General features: G+C 62.7%; 18 protein-coding genes and 2 tRNA genes. 13 read left to right on the top strand and 7 right to left on the bottom strand.

Features of this window, described 5'->3' with window-relative positions:
• Positions 1-513, top strand: a complete 513-nt coding sequence (locus F758_RS0108430) for an SRPBCC family protein (protein WP_024507456.1) — start codon at positions 1-3, stop codon at positions 511-513.
• Positions 514-598: 85 nt separating this feature from the next.
• Here the strand turns inward: F758_RS0108430 and F758_RS0108425 are convergent, their stop codons facing one another.
• Positions 599-2,206 (bottom strand): acyl-CoA synthetase, encoded by a 1,608-nt coding sequence (locus F758_RS0108425; protein ID WP_024507455.1) that lies wholly within the window; start codon positions 2,204-2,206, stop codon positions 599-601.
• Positions 2,207-2,402: 196 nt separating this feature from the next.
• Complete coding sequence (locus F758_RS0108420; RefSeq protein WP_024507454.1) at positions 2,403-2,858, bottom strand: GatB/YqeY domain-containing protein; 456 nt, start codon at positions 2,856-2,858, stop codon at positions 2,403-2,405.
• Positions 2,859-3,101: 243 nt separating this feature from the next.
• Between F758_RS0108420 and carA the strand changes: the two genes are divergently transcribed.
• Positions 3,102-4,292 carry a glutamine-hydrolyzing carbamoyl-phosphate synthase small subunit gene (gene carA, locus F758_RS0108415; RefSeq protein WP_024507453.1) on the top strand — a complete coding sequence of 397 codons (1,191 nt, stop codon included), beginning with the start codon at positions 3,102-3,104 and terminating at the stop codon, positions 4,290-4,292.
• Positions 4,293-4,488: 196 nt separating this feature from the next.
• Positions 4,489-5,010, top strand: a complete 522-nt coding sequence (locus tag F758_RS0108410; protein WP_024507452.1) for a cupin domain-containing protein — start codon at positions 4,489-4,491, stop codon at positions 5,008-5,010.
• A gap of 92 nt (positions 5,011-5,102) precedes the next feature.
• Here F758_RS0108410 and F758_RS0108405 read toward each other — a convergent pair whose 3' ends face one another.
• Positions 5,103-5,630 carry a Dps family protein gene (locus F758_RS0108405; RefSeq protein ID WP_024507451.1) on the bottom strand — a complete coding sequence of 176 codons (528 nt, stop codon included), beginning with the start codon at positions 5,628-5,630 and terminating at the stop codon, positions 5,103-5,105.
• Between the two features lie 127 nt (positions 5,631-5,757).
• Here F758_RS0108405 and F758_RS0108400 point away from each other — a divergent pair, with 127 nt between their 5' ends.
• The 6 genes from F758_RS0108400 to F758_RS0108380 all read left to right on the top strand — a co-directional run bounded on the left by F758_RS0108400 (position 5,758) and on the right by F758_RS0108380 (position 11,766).
• Entirely contained in the window at positions 5,758-6,462 is a 705-nt protein-coding gene (locus tag F758_RS0108400) for a class I SAM-dependent methyltransferase (protein ID WP_024507450.1), read from the top strand.
• Positions 6,463-6,533: 71 nt separating this feature from the next.
• Positions 6,534-6,610 (top strand) — tRNA-His (locus F758_RS49345).
• 164 nt (positions 6,611-6,774) lie between these two features.
• The gene (locus F758_RS49340) at positions 6,775-6,942 is read left to right on the top strand and encodes a hypothetical protein (protein ID WP_198026446.1); all 168 of its coding nucleotides are present in this window, start codon (positions 6,775-6,777) and stop codon (positions 6,940-6,942) included.
• A 96-nt stretch (positions 6,943-7,038) separates the two neighbouring features.
• A complete protein-coding gene (carB, locus tag F758_RS0108390) occupies positions 7,039-10,503 on the top strand; it encodes a carbamoyl-phosphate synthase large subunit (RefSeq protein ID WP_024507448.1) in 3,465 nt (1,154 codons plus the stop codon).
• 202 nt (positions 10,504-10,705) lie between these two features.
• The gene (gene greA, locus F758_RS0108385) at positions 10,706-11,179 is read left to right on the top strand and encodes a transcription elongation factor GreA (protein ID WP_024507447.1); all 474 of its coding nucleotides are present in this window, start codon (positions 10,706-10,708) and stop codon (positions 11,177-11,179) included.
• Between the two features lie 182 nt (positions 11,180-11,361).
• The gene (locus tag F758_RS0108380) at positions 11,362-11,766 is read left to right on the top strand and encodes a DoxX family protein (protein WP_024507446.1); all 405 of its coding nucleotides are present in this window, start codon (positions 11,362-11,364) and stop codon (positions 11,764-11,766) included.
• A 54-nt stretch (positions 11,767-11,820) separates the two neighbouring features.
• Here F758_RS0108380 and F758_RS0108375 read toward each other — a convergent pair whose 3' ends face one another.
• Positions 11,821-12,300: an Lrp/AsnC family transcriptional regulator gene (locus tag F758_RS0108375; RefSeq protein ID WP_024507445.1), complete on the bottom strand. Its 480-nt coding sequence runs from the start codon at positions 12,298-12,300 to the stop codon at positions 11,821-11,823.
• Positions 12,301-12,572: 272 nt separating this feature from the next.
• Between F758_RS0108375 and trxB the strand changes: the two genes are divergently transcribed.
• From trxB to F758_RS50750, 4 genes are all read left to right on the top strand, one after another.
• A complete protein-coding gene (gene trxB, locus F758_RS0108370; protein ID WP_024507444.1) occupies positions 12,573-13,538 on the top strand; it encodes a thioredoxin-disulfide reductase in 966 nt (321 codons plus the stop codon).
• A gap of 8 nt (positions 13,539-13,546) precedes the next feature.
• Positions 13,547-14,470 carry a LysR family transcriptional regulator gene (locus tag F758_RS0108365; RefSeq protein WP_024507443.1) on the top strand — a complete coding sequence of 308 codons (924 nt, stop codon included), beginning with the start codon at positions 13,547-13,549 and terminating at the stop codon, positions 14,468-14,470.
• A gap of 480 nt (positions 14,471-14,950) precedes the next feature.
• Positions 14,951-15,889 carry a 4-hydroxy-tetrahydrodipicolinate synthase family protein gene (locus F758_RS0108360; protein ID WP_024507442.1) on the top strand — a complete coding sequence of 313 codons (939 nt, stop codon included), beginning with the start codon at positions 14,951-14,953 and terminating at the stop codon, positions 15,887-15,889.
• Positions 15,890-15,987: 98 nt separating this feature from the next.
• Entirely contained in the window at positions 15,988-16,131 is a 144-nt protein-coding gene (locus F758_RS50750; RefSeq protein ID WP_198026435.1) for a hypothetical protein, read from the top strand.
• 356 nt (positions 16,132-16,487) lie between these two features.
• On the opposite strand, the gene F758_RS0108345 is transcribed toward F758_RS50750, so the two are convergent.
• The 3 genes from F758_RS0108345 to F758_RS0108330 all read right to left on the bottom strand — a co-directional run bounded on the left by F758_RS0108345 (position 16,488) and on the right by F758_RS0108330 (position 18,400).
• Positions 16,488-17,165 carry an AAA family ATPase gene (locus F758_RS0108345; protein ID WP_024507440.1) on the bottom strand — a complete coding sequence of 226 codons (678 nt, stop codon included), beginning with the start codon at positions 17,163-17,165 and terminating at the stop codon, positions 16,488-16,490.
• Between the two features lie 371 nt (positions 17,166-17,536).
• A complete protein-coding gene (locus F758_RS43475; protein ID WP_157449907.1) occupies positions 17,537-17,851 on the bottom strand; it encodes a hypothetical protein in 315 nt (104 codons plus the stop codon).
• A gap of 472 nt (positions 17,852-18,323) precedes the next feature.
• Positions 18,324-18,400, bottom strand: a tRNA-His gene (locus F758_RS0108330).
• Between the last annotated feature and the right edge of the window lie 61 nt (positions 18,401-18,461).

Below are 18,461 nucleotides of genomic sequence, written 5' to 3'. Positions count from 1 at the left end.
ATCGATATCACCCAGTTCAAACCGGCGATCGTCTACACCATCTATATCGGCTCCACGCCGGAGAAGGTCTGGGAGGCGCTGACGAGTGCCGCGTTCAGCCGCCAATATTTTGGCGGCAATGCGGTCGAGGTGGACCTGCGGATCGGCGGCGCCTTCATCGTGCGCGCGCCCGACGGCTCGCTGCATATCTCGGGCGAGGTGATCGAATGCGTCCCCTACCGCAAGCTGACCGTCACCTTCAACGTCAACTGGCCGGCACTGATCGAAAAGCTGGGACCGACGCTCGTGACTTACGAGATCGAACCGGCCGACGATGTCGTGAAGCTCACGATGCTGCAGTCGCACGACCGTCCACTGAGCGAGGACATCCTGTCCGGCGGTCGCCAAGGTTGGCCTGCGATCCTCTCCAGCCTGAAGAGCGTCCTGGAGACCGGCAAGCCGCTGGTGATCAAGATGGCCCCGCCGCAACGCATGCTGGACGCGCTGAAGGCTCTGGGGATTGCGACGCCGTAGCTCGCACCGTCGTTTTGGGGCACGCGTAAGCGCGAACCTCAGATGCGCAATTGCGCATCGGGGAACCTCGAGATTCCGAACGTCTTCACCCCCTCACCCGCAACTCCCGCCGCAGCACCTTGCCTGTCGCGGTCATCGGCAGGCTGTCGGCGAATTGCACGTGGCGCGGATATTCGTGAGCGGCGAGTTTGACCTTCACGAAATCCTGAATCTCGCGCGCAAGCTGCTCACTTGGTGCGAAGCCCGGCCGCAACACGATCCAGGCCTTGACCGCTTCGGTGCGGATCGGATCGGGAATGCCGACGACAGCGGAGAGCGCCACCGCCGGATGCTTGAGCAGCGTATCCTCGATCTCCGAGGGCCCGATGCGATAGCCGGCGCTGGTGATGACGTCGTCCTCGCGGCTCATGTACCAGAAGTAGCCGTCCTCATCCTGGCGGCCAAGGTCGCCGGTGAGCAGCAAGCCGCCGGCAAATTTTTTCGCCGTCGCCTCCGGATTGCGCCAATATTCGATCATGGTCACCGGGTTCGGCTGGCGTACTCCAATGATGCCGCGCTCGCCGCGCGGCAGCTCCCTGCCCTTGTCGTCGACGATGCGGACGTCGAAGCCGGGCGTCGCCTTGCCCATCGAGCCCGGCATGATCGGAAACAGTTTTGCATTGTTGCCGATCACGAGGTTGCATTCGGTCTGGCCGTAGATCTCATGGGCCTCGATGCCGAAGGTGGCGCGCACCCAGTCGAGAAGCTCGGCCCCTAACGACTCGCCGCCGGAAAAAATGCTGCGCAGCTTCACGCCCGCGTGCTTCACGTCCGCCTGCCGCAGCAATTTCAACGCAGTCGGCGGCAGGAAGACGTTGCGGATCGCATAGCGGGCCATCAGCTCCATGGCCGCTTCCGGCTCGAACTTCTTGGCCCGATGCCCAACCACGGGCACGCCGTGGTAGAGGGCCGGAAACAGCGCGTCGAACAGGCCGCCGATCCAGGCCCAGTCGGCTGGCGTCCACATCACGTCGCCTGGCTTGGGGAAGAAATCATGCGCCATCTCGACGTTCGGCAGATGTCCCAGCAGCACGCGGTGGGCGTGCAGCGCGCCCTTCGGATTTCCCGTCGTGCCCGAGGTGTAGATGATGATGGCGGGATCGTCGGCGGCGGTGTCGACGGTAGGGAAATGGTCGGAGGCGCGCTCGATCTCAGCCCAGAACGATTTGGCGCCGGCTGAGGCACGGCCGGCGACATAGACGTTTTTCAGCTCAGGCAGGCGGTCGCGAATCCTAGCGATCTTCTGCAAGCCGGCTTCGTCGGTCACCACCACTTTGGCGCCGGAATTGTGCAGGCGAAATTGCAGCGCGTCTTCGCCGAACAGCGAGAACAGCGGCACCGAAATCAGCCCGGCGCGAAACGCCGCAAGATGGGCGACCGGCAGCTCCAGCGATTGCGACAGAAACACCGCGATGCGGTCGCCGCGCGCAAGGCTATCCGCTTTCAGGACATTGGCAAAGCGGCTTGAAAGGCCGCGCAGTTCGTCAAACGACGTGCGCTGCGCAACGCCGTCCTCGTCGACATAGATCAGCGCGAGCCGGCCGGAGCCGTCGGCGTAGCGGTCGCAGCAGGCAGTAGCGATGTTGAACTGCGCAGGGATCTCCCAGCGGAAGTTGCGATAGAGCTCATCGTAAGAGGATGTTTGTGTGAGCATGGCAGGGCTGTATCCTCCGTCGTGGCCGGGGTCCTCCCGCCTGCGGGGCCGAAGCCCCTTCGGCGAGGCGAAGGCCCGGCCATCCACGTCTTTCTTCGTTGCGGCCAGTTTTAAAGACGTGGATGCCCGGGACAAGCCCGGGCATGACGATCGAGATGCAGACCGCCGGCGCCAGCTTTACGAACGGACTTTGCAGCTAGCCCGTCAATGCCGCCTTGACCAAGCCGCTTGCCTTGGCGAAATCCATCTGCCCGGCATATTTCGCCTTCAGTGCGCCGATCACCTTGCCCATGTCCTTGATGCCGGCTGCATGGGTCTCGGCGATGATGGCAGCAATCGCCGCTTTCACCTCCTCCTCCGACATCTGCTTCGGCAAATAGGCCGAGATGACCGCGATCTCCTCGCGCTCCTGGGCCGCGAGCTCCGCGCGCCCGCCCTTGTCGTATAGCTCGACCGCCTCCTGGCGCTGCTTGATCATCTTCTGCAGCACCGAGAGCAGCTCGGCGTCGGACAATGGCGGCTTGCCCTGGCCGCGCGCCTCGATATCGGCGTTCTTGATGTTGGAATTGACCATGCGCAACGTGCCGAGCTTGCGCTCGTCTTTGGCCTTCATGGCCTCCTTCACCGCGTTGTTGATGTCGTCGCGCAGCATCGGCTTGTCCTCTTCAGGCTTTTCGATTGAGCGGGATCTTTTCGGAAAACCGGTATCCACTTCTCCGGATCATGCTCCAGGGTCCCTGATCTAGGCCGTTCGCCTCTCCGAAACAACCAAGTTCCATGGGCGGCGGCACACCCGCAAAACCCGCCATTGGGCCCTCCAATATGCGGAAAACGCATGTGAATCGGCACCCTTTGCTTTGACGCCGGCGGAAGCGGGGACTATGTAGGGCGCATCATGACCCCGATCGATAACGATGCCGCCTGGCCGGACCACAAGCCGACCGCGCTGTTAGTGCTCGCCGATGGCACGGTACTGGAGGGCTTTGGCCTTGGCGCCGAGGGCCACGCCGTGGGCGAGGTCTGCTTCAATACCGCCATGACCGGCTATGAGGAGATTCTCACCGATCCCTCCTATGCCGGGCAGATCATCACCTTCACCTTCCCGCATATCGGCAATGTCGGCACCAACGAGGACGACATCGAGACGGTGAACATGGCGGCAACGCCGGGCGCACGCGGCGTGATCCTGCGCACCGCAATCACCGATGCGTCCAACTACCGCGCCACCCGCCATCTCGACCAGTGGCTGAAGGCTCGCGGCATTATTGGCCTGTCCGGGATCGACACCCGTGCGCTTACCTCACTGATCCGCAGCAAGGGCATGCCCAATGCCGTGATCGCGCACGCAAAGGACGGCAAGTTCGACCTGCATGGCCTCAAGGAAGAAGCACGGGAATGGCCCGGGCTCGAGGGCATGGATCTGGTGCCGATGGTGACCTGCGGCCAACGTTTCACCTGGGACGAGACGCCCTGGGTGTGGAATGAAGGCTTTGGCCGGCAGGAGAATCCCGAGTTCAACGTCGTCGCCGTCGATTACGGCATCAAGCGCAACATCCTGCGGCTGCTCGCGGGTGTCGGCTGCAAGGTCACGGTGGTGCCGGCCACCACATCGGCCGAAGACATTCTGGCGATGAAGCCGGATGGCGTGTTCCTGTCCAACGGCCCCGGCGATCCCGCCGCGACCGGCAAATATGCGGTGCCGGTTATTCAGAAGGTGATCGAATCTGGCACGCCGACCTTCGGCATCTGCCTCGGCCATCAGATGCTGGGCCTGGCCGTAGGCGCCAAGACCAAGAAGATGCATCAGGGCCATCATGGCGCCAATCACCCTGTGAAGGACGAGACCACCGGCAAGGTCGAGATCACCTCGATGAACCACGGCTTTGCCGTGGACCAGGCGACGCTGCCCGCCGGCGCCAAGCAGACCCACATCTCGCTGTTCGATGGCTCCAATTGCGGCATCGCGCTCGAGGGCAAGCCGGTGTTTTCCGTGCAGTACCACCCGGAGGCCTCGCCGGGCCCGCGGGATTCGCATTACCTGTTCCGGCGTTTTGCCGATCTGATGCGGGAAAAGAAGCGGGTGTAACGGACGCTCCCGGCTTTCGCTCCGACTTGGGTGGACCGAACCCGGAACCTCGAGATTCCGGGTTCGATGCCGTTGGCATCGCCCCGGAATGACTGTGCAAGACAATCGGCATTCTGAAACCTACGACTGGTCCCGTGGAACATCGGCACCCGACTTCGGGTTGACGCCGCGAGGAGTCTTTCGCGGGAGCCGAGCCATGGCCGTCAAGGAAAAGATCGAGCCGCTCACAATTGCCTTTCAGGATGACGGGCTCGTTCCGAACAATCGCCTGCCGTTCCTGATCTATAAGCATGCCGTCGATGTGGTCAAAGCGGAGCCCGAGCGCGCCATCGAGGAGCTGTTCGGGGCCAATCGCTGGGGCGACATGTGGCGCAACGGCATCTTCGGATATCTGCACTATCACGCGACTGCGCATGAGGCGCTGGGCGTTGCGCAGGGACATGCGCGGGTGCGCTTCGGCGGCGACCGCGGCAAGGAGATCGAGGTCTCCGTCGGCGATGTCGTGGTCCTTCCGGCCGGTACGGGCCATCAATGTATCCTGGCGAGCCGCGACCTTTCCGTGGTCGGCGCCTACCCGCCCGGACAGAAAATGGAGATTACCCGTCCCACACCGGAGAACCATGCGAAGGCGTTGGAGACGATCCCGCGAGTGGGCGTACCGGAGACGGATCCGGTGATGGGTAAAGACGGACCACTGGTGCGGCTGTGGAGGCGCTAGCAAGGCCCGCCGTCGTCCCGGCTCTGCGCTCGCTCGCCGCGCTTGCTTGGTCGGGACGACGCGGGTTTCTTTCGTCGCTCAGGCGCCCTGCCCTAGGCCGCGTTGCTGCCTTCCTGGCGGCTGGCCTCGAACAGGAACCAGGTGCGCCGCTCGGTCTCGTCGATGAAGGTCTCGAGCAGGCCGGCGGTGCCGGAATCCTCGTTTTCGTCGCATAGCTGGTGCGCCTTGCGCATCGCGGCCGCGATGTGTTTGTTGTCTTCCATCAGTTCGCGCAGCATCTCGCGCGGCGGCACGTAATCGTCGTTGTTGTCCTTGATGGTCTGCAGCCTCGAGACCTGGCCGATCGAGCGAAGCGTGATGCCGCCGAGCTTGCGCACGCGCTCGGCGAGCTGGTCGGTGGTCGCGAAGATCGCGTCCGACTGCTCATCCAGCATGACGTGATAGTCGTGGAAATGTCGGCCACTGACATGCCAGTGGAAATTCTTGGTCTTGAGGTAAAGCGCGAAGGCGTCGGCCAGCAGCGTGTTGAGGGCTGCCGAGATCTTCTCAACCGCTTCCTTCGGCATGTCGGTGGGGGTGTCGAGATCGGGCGATATTCTATCTTGCTTGGCTTTGCTCACGTTACACCTTCCTGTTAGGACCTGCCTGTTGGGACCTGGCGATGGACACGGATCGGCGAACCCGTTAACGCGTTATGCATACGCCGGTTCCGTGACAGGAACTCACATTCCCGAACTTCGAGACGCCATGGAAGATTGGATCGATTATTACGATTCCACGCATACGATTTATGCAAGCAAGCGGCATCGCGACCTGCATTTTAAACTGATTGCGCGTGACATCATCGGCTACATCACCGCGAAGGATCAGGTGGTGCTGGACTATTCCTGCGGCGAGGCTCTGTTCGCCGCCAACGTGGCGGAAGCCTGTGGCCTCTTGATCCTCGCCGAGCCGGCGCCGGGCGTGCGTGGCCGGCTGATCGCGCGCTATGCCCCAAACACCAAGATCCGGGTGCGCTCGCTGGAAGACGTGCGGAAAATGCCGGAAAATTCCGTCGATCTGGTGGTGATGAATTCCGTAGTCCAGTACATGACGCCGGAGGAGCTGGATTCCGCGCTCGACGTCGTTCGCAAGCTGCTCAGACCGTCCGGGCGGCTGGTCATCGGCGATGTGCTCCGCCCCGAGGTCGGCATGCCCATGGATATCTACGCGCTGTTGCGCTTTGCGGCCAGGCACGGCTTCTTGAAGGATGCTCTGATCGGGCTGCTGGCGACGGCGCTGTCGGACTATCGGCAATTGCGCTCACGGGTCGGACTGCAGCGCTATGGCGAGGCCGACATGATCGCCAAGCTCGCCAAACGCGGGTTTTCCGCCGCGCGCGCCGGCCACAATATCGGCCACAACCCCTGGCGCATGACCTTTGTCGCGCACCACGCCTTGGCTCGGACCTGATCACGCCTATTAGTTAGGGTTAATATCCGCTTAGGGTAGCCCGCTCCCGCTGGATCGGCGATGATCGCTTCGGCCCGGTGGCGGAACGCGTCAACGCGAGGGCGGTGCATCGTCCTTTATCCTGGTTCAAATCCAGGCCGGGCCTCCAGCCTTCGCTCGCTTCGCAAGCTTCGGCTGGGCGAGCCAGTCATTGGCTTCGCGAGCTTCGGCTGGGCGAGCCAGTTCCTACTCCGTCGTAGCGAAGTGAGCGAAGGCTGCCTCGCCGCAGCCCAAGGGCGGAGGCGGGCTCCATCCGGGGCGGCCGGCGGCATCGTGCTCTCGCTGCTCGGCCCGACCGATCTCGGCTGGGTCGGCGGCTTGAGCGTCAGCGCCGCGCTGGTGGTCCTCCTCGTGCGCTCGCGGCGGGAACGGCTCAAACTTTACAAATTGCCGGTTGACAGGCGGCTCAAGGCCCTTTCGCGGCTGCAGAAACTGGTCTAAAGACCAGCCGCGCGCGACGACCACGCGCCTTGGCTGTAAGGGACGCGCGATAGGCGCGCCCTTTTTTTGTGCCTATTCAAAGCCCCGAAAGAGTTGATGCCCAAACGAACCGACATATCCACCATCCTGATCATTGGCGCCGGCCCGATCGTGATCGGCCAGGCCTGCGAATTCGACTATTCGGGTACACAGGCGGTCAAGGCGCTGAAGGAGGAAGGCTATCGGATCGTCCTCGTCAATTCCAATCCGGCCACCATCATGACGGATCCGGAACTGGCGGACGCGACCTATATCGAGCCGATCACGCCCGACATCGTCGCGAGGATCATCGAGAAGGAGCGCCACGTCATTCCCGGCGGCTTCGCGCTCCTGCCGACCATGGGCGGCCAGACCGCGCTCAACTGTGCGCTGTCGCTGCGCCGGCAAGGCACGCTCGCCAAATTCGACGTCGAAATGATCGGCGCCACCGCCGATGCCATCGACAAGGCGGAGGACCGCCAGCTCTTCCGTAACGCGATGGAAAAGATCGGCCTGCAGACGCCGAAATCGCGGCTGGCCAACGCCTCCGCGCTCAAGAAGGCCGATCGCGACAAATATCTCGCCGACCGCGCAAAGCTTTCGGGGGCGGAGCTTGAAGAGTTCGAGCGGCAATGGACGCTCGGCGAGGGTGAACGGCGCAAGCGCTATCAGCAGCAGGCGCTGGCCGAAGCGTTGATGGCACTCAACGACGTCGGACTGCCGGCGATCATCCGCCCCTCCTTCACCATGGGCGGTACTGGCGGCGGCATCGCCTACAACAAGGAAGAGTTCCTCGACATCATCGAGCGCGGCCTCGATGCCTCGCCCACCAACGAGGTTCTGATCGAGGAATCCGTTCTGGGGTGGAAAGAGTTCGAGATGGAGGTGGTGCGCGATAAGAAGGACAATTGCATCATCGTCTGTTCGATCGAGAACTTCGATCCGATGGGCGTGCACACCGGCGACTCCATCACGGTGGCGCCCGCGCTGACGCTCACCGACAAGGAATATCAGATCATGCGCGATGCCGCGATCGCGGTGCTGCGCGAGATCGGCGTGGAGACCGGCGGCTCCAACGTGCAGTTCGGCGTCAATCCGGTCGACGGGCGCATGGTCGTGATCGAGATGAATCCGCGGGTGTCGCGCTCCTCCGCGCTCGCCTCGAAGGCGACGGGCTTTCCGATCGCCAAGGTCGCCGCGAAGCTTGCGGTCGGCTACACGCTCGACGAGATTGCCAACGACATCACCGGCGGCGCGACGCCGGCCTCGTTCGAGCCGACCATCGATTACGTGGTCACCAAGATTCCGCGCTTTGCGTTCGAGAAATTTCCGGGTGCCTCCACCACGCTGACGACCTCGATGAAATCGGTCGGCGAGGTGATGGCGATCGGCCGCACCTTTCAGGAGAGTCTGCAGAAGGCGCTCCGCGGCCTCGAGACCGGCCTCACCGGCCTCGACGAGATCGAGATCGGCGGCTTGGGCCGCGGCGACGACAAGAACGCGATCCGCGCCGCGCTCGGCACGCCGACGCCGAACCGCATCCTGCAGGTGGCGCAGGCGATGCGGCTCGGATGGTCCAACGAGGACATCTTCAATTCCTGCAAGATCGACCCGTGGTTCCTCTCGGAGATGCGCGGCATCGTCGAGATGGAGCAGAAGATCCGCAAGCACGGCCTGCCTGATAACGCCCATGCCATGCGCATGCTGAAGTCGATGGGCTTTTCCGATGCGCGCCTTGCGGTCTTGAGCGAGACCACCGAGGCCGAGGTGAGAGCAAAACGTCATGCGCTTCACGTTCGTCCCGTTTTCAAGCGCATCGACACCTGCGCGGCCGAGTTCGCCTCGCCTACCGCCTATATGTATTCGACCTATGAGGCGCCTTTCGCGGGCCAGCCGACGGACGAAAGCGCGCCATCGGACAAGAAGAAGGTCGTTATTCTCGGCGGCGGTCCGAACCGGATCGGCCAGGGCATCGAGTTCGACTATTGCTGCTGCCATGCCTGCTTCGCGCTGCATGATGTTGGCTTCGAGTCGATCATGATCAACTGCAATCCGGAAACGGTCTCGACCGACTACGATACCGCGGACCGCCTGTATTTCGAGCCTCTGACCTCGGAAGACGTGCTCGAGATCATCGCGACCGAGCGCAAGAACGGCACGCTTGCCGGCGTGATCGTGCAGTTCGGCGGCCAGACGCCGCTCAAGCTGGCGCGGGCGCTCGAAGCCGCCGAAGTGCCGATCCTCGGCACCTCGCCGGATGCGATCGACCTGGCCGAAGACCGCGACCGCTTCAAGCGCGTGCTCGACAAGCTGCATCTGAAACAGCCGAAGAACGGCATCGCCTATTCGGTCGAGCAGGCCCGCCTCGTCGCCGCCGATCTCGGCTTTCCGCTGGTGGTGCGCCCCTCCTACGTGCTCGGCGGCCGCGCCATGCAGATCATCCGCGACGAGGGCCAGCTCTCCGATTATCTGCTCGGCACGCTGCCGGAACTCGTGCCGGCCGATGTTCAGGCGCGCTATCCGAACGACAAGACCGGACAAATCAACACCGTCCTCGGCAAGAACCCGCTGCTGTTCGACCGCTATCTGTCCGACGCCACCGAGATCGACGTCGATTGCTTGAGCGACGGCAAGGATACCTTTGTTGTCGGCATCATGGAGCATATCGAGGAGGCTGGCATTCACTCCGGCGATTCCGCCTGCTCGCTGCCGCCGCACTCGCTCGATGCCAAGACCCTCGCCGAGCTCGAGCGGCAAACTCGCGAACTCGCGCTTGGGTTGGACGTGGTCGGCCTGATGAACGTGCAATATGCGATCAAGGACGGCGAGATCTATGTGCTGGAGGTCAACCCGCGCGCCTCGCGCACGGTCCCCTTCGTCGCCAAGGTGATCGGCACGCCGGTGGCGAAGATCGCAGCCCGAATCATGGCCGGCGAGAAGCTCGCCGATTTCAAACTGAAGAAGCGCGAGCTCAAGCATGTCGGCGTCAAGGAATCCGTCTTCCCCTTCGCCCGCTTCCCCGGCGTCGATACCGTGCTCGGGCCGGAGATGCGCTCCACCGGCGAAGTGATGGGCCTTGATCGCTCCTTCGAGGTGGCGTTCGCGAAGAGCCAGCTCGGCGGCGGAACCCGCGTGCCGCGCAAAGGCACCGTGTTCGTCTCGGTGCGCGACAGCGACAAGCACCGAATTACGGACGCGGTGGGGCTGCTGCACTCGCTCGGCTTTAAGGTGATGGCGACCTCCGGAACCCAGCGCTACCTTTCGGACCGCGGCGTTCCGGCCGAGAAGGTGAACAAGGTGCTGGAGGGGCGGCCGCATATCGTGGACGCCATTACCAATGGGGACATCCAACTCGTCTTCAACACCACGGAGGGGCCGCAAGCGCTGGCCGACAGCCGTTCGCTGCGGCGCGCTGCCCTCTTGCATAAAGTGCCTTATTACACCACTCTCTCAGGCGCCGTAGCGGCGGCCCAGGGCGTCCGTGCCTACCGCGACGGGGACCTTGAGGTCCGCACGCTGCAGAGCTATTTTTCCGAAACCTGATTGCTGGCCGGGTCGGGCGTCCCGCTAAGTAATTGGTAGCAAAGGCGAACTTGGCCGGAACCTCCCGGCCATGCGGCTGTTTTGTTTCGGCTCGGAGTGGGGAAGGGTCCGGCGCCGCGTCGCAGGTACGGGCCATTCTGATGAAAATGCGTCTCATGCGGGCCTGCGATGGTTCCCGCATGACTGAAGGACAGAAAAGACGATGGAAAAGGTTCCAATGACTTCGGTCGGCTATGCCGCGCTGTCGAACGAGTTGAAGCAACGCCAGTCGGTGGACCGTCCGCGCATCATCCAGCATATCGCCGAAGCCCGTTCGCATGGCGACTTGTCGGAGAATGCGGAGTATCACGCCGCGAAGGAAGAGCAGTCGCACAACGAGGGCCGCATCGCCGAGCTCGAGGACAAGCTTGCGCGCGCCGACGTGATCGACATTTCAAAACTCTCCGGCGACACCATCAAATTCGGCGCCACGGTCACCTTGGTGGACGAGGATACCGAGAAGAAGCAGGTGTGGCAGATCGTCGGCGAAGTCGAAGCCGACGCCAAGAAGGGCAAGATCTCCATCACCTCGCCGCTCGCGCGCGCGCTGATCGGCAAGACGAAAGGTGCTTCCGTCGAGGTGAACACGCCTGGCGGCGCCAAGGCCTATGAGATCACCAAAGTCGAGTGGCGTTAGACCGGGCGTCATCGCCTCGTCGCCACGCTTGCCTACAAAGCCGCGTCCCGCACGCGGCTTTTTTTGCTGCGCCGCACTTGGCACATGCCTCGAATTTGCGGGCCGCGATGTGCACCCCGATGACCGCTGGCGGCGATTGCGCTAGTGCTTAGTTCGCGCGTGTCGAACAGGGGATGACTGACATGGACCAGATCTTTTCAAAGTGGCAGCCGCAGGCGCTCAGCCTGTTTCGCTTCATCAGCGGCCTGCTGCTCTTCCAATTCGGGGTCGCCAAAATCTTCAAATTTCCCGTCGTCCCCTACTTCGCGAACATTCCGCCGCTGATCCAGACCGCCGGCTGGATCGAGCTCATTCTTGGCGGCCTGCTGGTAATCGGCCTGTTCACCCGGATCGTCGCATTCATCCTGTCCGGCGAAATGGCCTTCGCTTATTTCATCGGGCACGTGTTCAAGACCGGCTCGCCGGTTCTCCATCCGATTATCAACGGCGGGAGTCTTGCGATAGCGCTCTGCTTCGGCTGTCTTTATCTCGCGACGGCGGGTGGCGGCCCGATCAGCGTCGACGCGATGATGGGCAGGAAGAGCTGACGCACTCGCCCCGGGCCGATGCTAGCGCGTGCCGGCCCTCCAGGCGGCGCGGCATCAGCCGCGCGTCTTGAGCTCCAACGGCACAGCGGCGTCGTACTTGGAATTGTGCAGCACCAAGGAGGTCCTGACGTTGCGGACATGCGGTGCCGCCGTCAGGTGCGTGACGAAATTCTGAAACGTCGCCATGTCGGGGGCGACGCATTTCAGGATGAAATCGACCTCGCCTGACAGCATCCAGCATTCCCGAACCAGGGGCTCGGCGCGCACGAACTCCTCGAACGCCCTCAGATCGGCATCGGCCTGGCTCGACAGGTGCACCGATGCAAACACGGTGACGTCGAAGCCGAGCTTGCGCGGATCCAACAGCCCGCGATAGCCTTGGATATAGCCCTCCTCCTCGAGCGTGCGCACACGGCGCAAGCAGGGCGGCGGCGAAATGCCTACGCGCTTGGCCAGTTCGACATTGGTGATTCGGCCATCGGCCTGGATCTCGCTCAGGATTTTGAGGTCGATCTCGTCTAAGTTCTTCGACACGGGATTTAGGGTTCCTGGAACTCGCAAAGCCGGCATCGCCGGCGGCAACACTCTGTAGCGCAGCTTCGCCCCTTTGCGCAATTTTATTGCGCGTGCACTGCGCAATCTCGGCCTCGTGAAGGGAAAATTCGCCGAGTTGGATTGCAATTCTTGCATAGCTTGCCAGATGTCCTAGACTTGGATTTGACACTTTCGGCGCTGCCGCGACGCCGTTCCTGGCGCTCTTCCGCTCGAGTGCTGATCAACCCCGCATCGCAAGAGATATCCGCCTCATGTCCGCGCCCATCCATGCCAAGGTCGTCATCATCGGCTCCGGTCCGGCCGGCTACACGGCGGCGATCTACGCGGCGCGCGCCATGCTGGAACCGGTGCTGATCCAGGGCATTCAGCCGGGCGGGCAGCTCACCATCACCACCGATGTCGAGAATTATCCGGGCTTCGCCGACGTCATCCAGGGCCCCTGGCTGATGGAGCAGATGGAGAAGCAGGCGCGCCATGTCGGCACCAAGATCGTCACCGACCTCGTCACCAAGCTCGAGACGGCACGGCGGCCGTTCCGCCTGACCTGCGACAGCGGCGACGTCTATCTCGCCGAGACCGTGGTGCTGGCCACCGGCGCGCAAGCCCGCTGGCTCGGCCTGCGGTCGGAGGAGAAGTTCAAGGGCTTTGGCGTCTCGGCGTGTGCGACCTGCGACGGTTTCTTCTATCGCGGCAAGGACGTGGTGGTGGTCGGCGGCGGCAACACCGCGGTCGAAGAGGCGCTGTTCCTCACCAATTTCGCCTCCACGGTCACGATCGTGCACCGGCGCGATCACTTCCGCGCCGAACGCATCCTGCAGGAGCGGTTGTTCAAGCATCCCAAGATCAAGGTGGTCTGGGATAGCGTCGTCGACGAGATCTGCGGCGAGGAAAACCCCGCCAAGGTCACGCATATCAGGTTGAAAAACGTGAAAACCGGGGCGCACAACGAATTGCGCGCGGATGGCGTGTTCATCGCCATCGGCCACGCGCCCGCGACTGAACTTGTCCAGGGCCAGGTCAAGCTGAAACCCTCAGGTTACGTTGAAGTGGCGCCGAACTCGACCGCCACGTCCGTGCCCGGCCTGTTCGCCGCCGGCGACGTGGCCGACGAAACCTATCGGCAGGCGGTCACTGCCGCCGGCCTCGGCTGTATGGCCGCCCTTGAAGCCGAACGCTTTCTAGCCTTGCGGGCCAGCGAGCGCGCCGCGGCGGAATGAAGACGAACATGGCTAAGACACGAGACGGATTTAGCGATATGGACTGGGATAAGCTGAAGGTGTTTCACGCAGCAGCGGAAGCGGGCAGCTTCACGCATGCCGGCGAACAGCTCGGACTGTCGCAGTCGGCTGTATCACGACAAGTGAGTGCGCTGGAACAGGAGCTCTCGGTCTCACTGTTCCATCGTCATGCTCGCGGCCTCATTCTAACCGAGCAGGGCGATCTTCTGTTCCGCACCGCGCATGACGTTTTCATGCAGTTGCAGGCGGCGCGCGCCAAGCTCACCGACAGCCGCGAGCGCCCGAGCGGCGATCTGAAGATCACGACCACGCCGGGCGTCGGCATCAACTGGCTGATACCGCGGCTCGGCGAATTCACCGCGCTCTATCCGGAGATCAGGATCCAGCTCATCGTGACCGACGAGGAGCTGGACCTCTCCATGCGCGAGGCGGATGTCGCGATCCGCACGCGCAAGCCGACGCAGCCGGACCTGATCCAGCGCAAGCTGTTCTCGATCGGCTTCCATGCCTATTGCTCGCCGGAATATGTGAAGCGGTTCGGCACGCCGCGCACGCTCGATGATCTCGACTCGCATCGGATCATCACGCTCTCCGACGGCCAGGTCGCGCCGCATCTGCAAAACCGCAACTGGCTTGTGGAAGCAGGTCGCAACGGAAGCGGGCCGCGCGAGGCCTTCTTCAAGGTCAACAACATTCTCGGTCTGGTTCGCGCCTGTCAGCAGGGGCTCGGGATCGCTGCGCTGCCAGATTATCTGGTCGAAGACAACAATCGGCTCGTACAACTGTTCGGCGAGTCCGATTCCATCCAGCTCGACACCTATTTTGTCTATCCGGAAGAGCTGAAGACGGTGGCGCGGGTGCAGGTGTTCCGTGACTTTGTCGTGAGCAAAGCGCAGCGCTGGCCGTCCTGATTTTGCGCATGTCTGACATGCGACCTGGATGCTTGCTGCGAGGCGGTGGCGAGGACCATAATGTTTCTACGCTGAGCATTCGCGTTGCGCATTTGTCCCCCTCCTCCAGTGGCGCGAACGTTCAGTAATCCCTCTTGGAAGGTGATTGTGTCGGCCTCACGTGGCCAATACCTCAAGCCGGGCTCGCTCGAGCCCGGCTTCTTTTCGTTTGCACAAGATTTCGTGAGAGGCGATTTCACTGACACGACAATGTCAGTGACGCAATTGGCCGCCGTTGACAGTTGGACACGTCGCCTTCATCATTCGTGCATGGTCGCAAATTCGTGCAGAAATATGCAGTCGAAAAAAGCTCTCCCGTCCGGGGAGCTCTGATCGACGCGCGCGCTAGACCGTAACGCCAAACCGATCCGACAACCCCGCCGCGAGCTGCGGGGTTTTTTATTGCTCCGTCTCCGGCACTCAACCTCAAGGAGATGGACCATGAACGACCTGGGAAGCCGCTTGCAGGGCCTTTGGCTGCCCCTGATCACGCCGTTCCGCGATGGCGGGATCGACCAGCCTTCGCTCTTCCGGATAGTGCGGCACTATGCTGCAGGTCCGGTGGACGGACTTATCCTGGCGGCGACCTCGGGCGAAGGCCTGCTGCTCTCGCCAAGCGAACTCGAGCAACTCGTGCATCAGGTGCGGACGGCTCTGGAGCAGACGGGACGCTATCTCCCCATCTGCCTCGGCCTCGCCGGCGCGTCGACAGCCGAGATGCTGGACAGGCTCGACGAGACGGCAGCATGGCCGATCGACGGTTATCTGATCTCGAGCCCCTATTACCTGCGGCCGTCGCAGCGCGGGCTGCAGCAGCATTTTGCCGCGCTCGCCGACCACGCGTCGTGGCCCGTCGTGCTTTACAACATTCCCTACCGGACCGCAGTCGGCCTTGCCAACGAGACGCTGCTCGCGCTTGCCGAACACCCCAACATCGTCGGGTGCAAGGACTGTTGCGCCGACCGCGCGCAATCGATCGCACTGCTGCGCGACAGGCCCGCCGGATTTCGGGTGCTGACCGGCGAGGATGCGCAATATCACGACGCGCTATGCGATGGCGCCGATGGCGCGATCCTGCTCTCTGCCCATGTCGAGACAGAAGGCTTTGCAGCCGTGCGTACGGAACTGAAGGCGGGCCGGCACGAGGCGGCGAACGCGGCCTGGGAGCATGTGGCCGGCTTGACCCGACTGCTGTTTGCAGAGCCTAGTCCCGCGCCTGCCAAGTATTGGCTGTGGCGAACGGGACTGATCGACAGCGCGGAGGTGCGTTCGCCGATCGTGGAGGTCAGCGGCGAACTCGCCGCGCGCCTCGAACGCGAAATCGCCTGCCGCGGCGCGCTCGCAGGCGCAGACGCGAAGGATCTGGTTAACGTGAGGTGAGCAGCACGGCGGCAAAGCGATCGAGCGCGCTGCGGCGCCCTTAAAATCTCGCGCGTATGAATCTCCCGGCCGCAACAAAAACCAAGGCCGGGCGAAACATGAGCACTGACACGTTCTCGCGAAAATTCATCGCGCGCCGGGAAACGGTTCGGGACCTTCTGGTGGTGGCAACGTTCGGCTTCTGGGCGCTGCTGCTCGGCCTCGCGCCCGTGCTTGCGCTTGCCACCCTGCTCGGGTCGTGAACTCGCACCGCGTGCAGTTGGTTAAACCGCGGTAGCAACTGCGCCGAAATCGAAAACGAAGGCGCATCCGTTTTTTAACGCCTGTCGCATATGACGAACCCATAAAGACAAGAACGCGGGGGCGTTGTGAACAGGCAGGACAACCCGGTTCGTGAGCCGAGGGCTTTCACGACCGAAGACATTCTTTGGGCGCTTGGGATCTGGTCGGCGATCATTTCTCTCTCGCCGGTGATCCTTTTCTACATGCTGATGGTGGCGTAGGCCTGCTCAGTTTTGGGAATGCGAACCGGCATTCAACAAGCTAAACGCGCGGGGACCGCGCGTTCTCAGTAACTCGTCCGGGCGAGGCGGCGAAATTACGCCGCCTGCTTGTGCATGGTGCCGTTGGCCGACGCGCTGCCGCGGATGGCCTTCACCGAGCGCTCGATCGCAGCCCAGAGCCGCGCGATCTCCGCCGCTGCACGCCCTTCCGCATAATATTCGCGCACGCCTTCCCCGTGGCCGAGCGCCATCAGCAAGTCGGCGCGGTTGGTGATCTGGCCGCCCCACACCGGCGCGCGAAATTTGGCGAGCGCTTCGCGTGCGATGGTCACGATCGGGCTTTCGGCATCGTCGCGGCGTGCCGGCGCGCCGTTCAGCACCACGGCGTAGGGCTTGCGCGCGGCGCGGCAGGTCTGGATCGTTTCCTGCACCGCGTTGACGTCGAACACGCCCGGCCGCGCCGGGATGATCACCATGGTGGCGTTCTTGATGGCATCTTCGACAACGGCCGAGGTGTTCGGCGGCGTGTCGATGAGAACCCATTCGACTCCGTCGCGCCTTGCGGCAGCAACGATACCGGTCACAGAATTAATAGCCGCCTTGATCGGCGGCTCGTTGGTGCCGCGCAGCTTGTGCCATAACGTCAAAGAGCCTTGCGGATCCGCATCGATCAATAGACAGGGCTTCGTCGCCTTAATTTGCGCGGCGAGATGCGCGGCCAGGGTACTCTTTCCCGAGCCGCCTTTACGTGATGCAAAAACAATAACGTTCATACCCTTGCCTCCAGATTGACCCCAGAAGCCAAAAATGAATCAGTGCGTTGATTCGCGAAAGGAAAATATGGCACCATTTAAGGCGAAACCACTGATTGCCGAAACGATTGGCTTTTGAGTCACACCGGCTGAAAGCAGCGATCAACAGGCCATTCGCGCACGCACGGGTTGTTGCGGACCGAAGCGCGGCTACTGCACCGCCCGCACAGGATTTCGCAAGCGATGTCGCGGTCTTGCAAAAACGGCAGGCGCCACTCTTTCGAACAAAACGAGTCCGCGCTCTTGCGAGAAGTGGCGTGACAAGGGGCAGCACGGTGCCGGGAGCTATCTCGCGCCCGCGCAGGATCGATCATCGATCGCGCTGGGCGGGCTTAGGTCGCGTCGGCCCTTGACCTCTTGATCCTGTGTAACCTTGGCCTGCTGGGAGGATCGGCTTCGCCGGCTTCGCGACCGTGCCTGAAGAACACCCGGCATTCCGGTGAAAGCTGCGACCTGTTGCGGATCATGCAGGCCGTGATGCGCTCGACATCGGGAATTTCGGAGCTGCACAAACGAAACGCGTCAGGGGTGCAGGCCTGCTGCTGCTCCGGCGAGTAAGCGTAGCCGCTCGTCGGTGCCATCGAAGCCGCAAGCCCGGCGGCAAGCAGCATGGCGAGTTGAAGCCTCGGGTGCGAAATAACGGACATGGAATTTCCCCTGAGAGCGCGCAGCGGAAATTGTGGGTGAAGCCCGAATGCTTCGCAAGCGCGCCCGCAGGTTCCTCGCGCGAACTTCAACGTTCGTGACTTTGCTACAACAACCGACGGAACTCGCGCCGCTCACACTCGGCATGGCTTGCACGCTTGCGCGTCGATGCATCAAGCGCGAAACGATCGGACGCGCCATTCCTGCCATAAACACTGCAAGCGAGGCGGCGTGAAATGAAATGCCCTCAAGCAGAGCAGGTCGGCTCGAGCAATCACGCAACACATGCGGCCGACAAGGCGCCCATGAGCCTTTGCCCGGATGCCGCCACAGTTGGCGGAACGCCCTGTCCGCTTTCACTCTCAGGGGCATGCCGTCACGATGATGGCGGACATTTGCATATTCTGCCGCGTGCGGCGGAGAATAGGAACGGCTCAAAGCCGGGCGTGTCAGGATGGCTGAAGCGGGAGAAATTGGTACAGTTGGGTGGATTCGAACCACCGACCTCCTGATCCACAGTCAGGCGCTCTAACCAACTGAGCTACAACTGCATCCTTGCCCTGGCCCCCGGGGGCCGGACGGGGCGGAAACTAGGTGCAACGGCTTATTTTG

The sequence above is a fragment of the Bradyrhizobium sp. ARR65 genome (assembly GCF_000472385.1).
Taxonomy (GTDB): Bacteria; Pseudomonadota; Alphaproteobacteria; order Rhizobiales; family Xanthobacteraceae; genus Bradyrhizobium.
The sequence above is the reverse complement of the archived record's forward strand: the minus strand, read 5'-3'. Positions and strand labels throughout refer to the sequence as shown.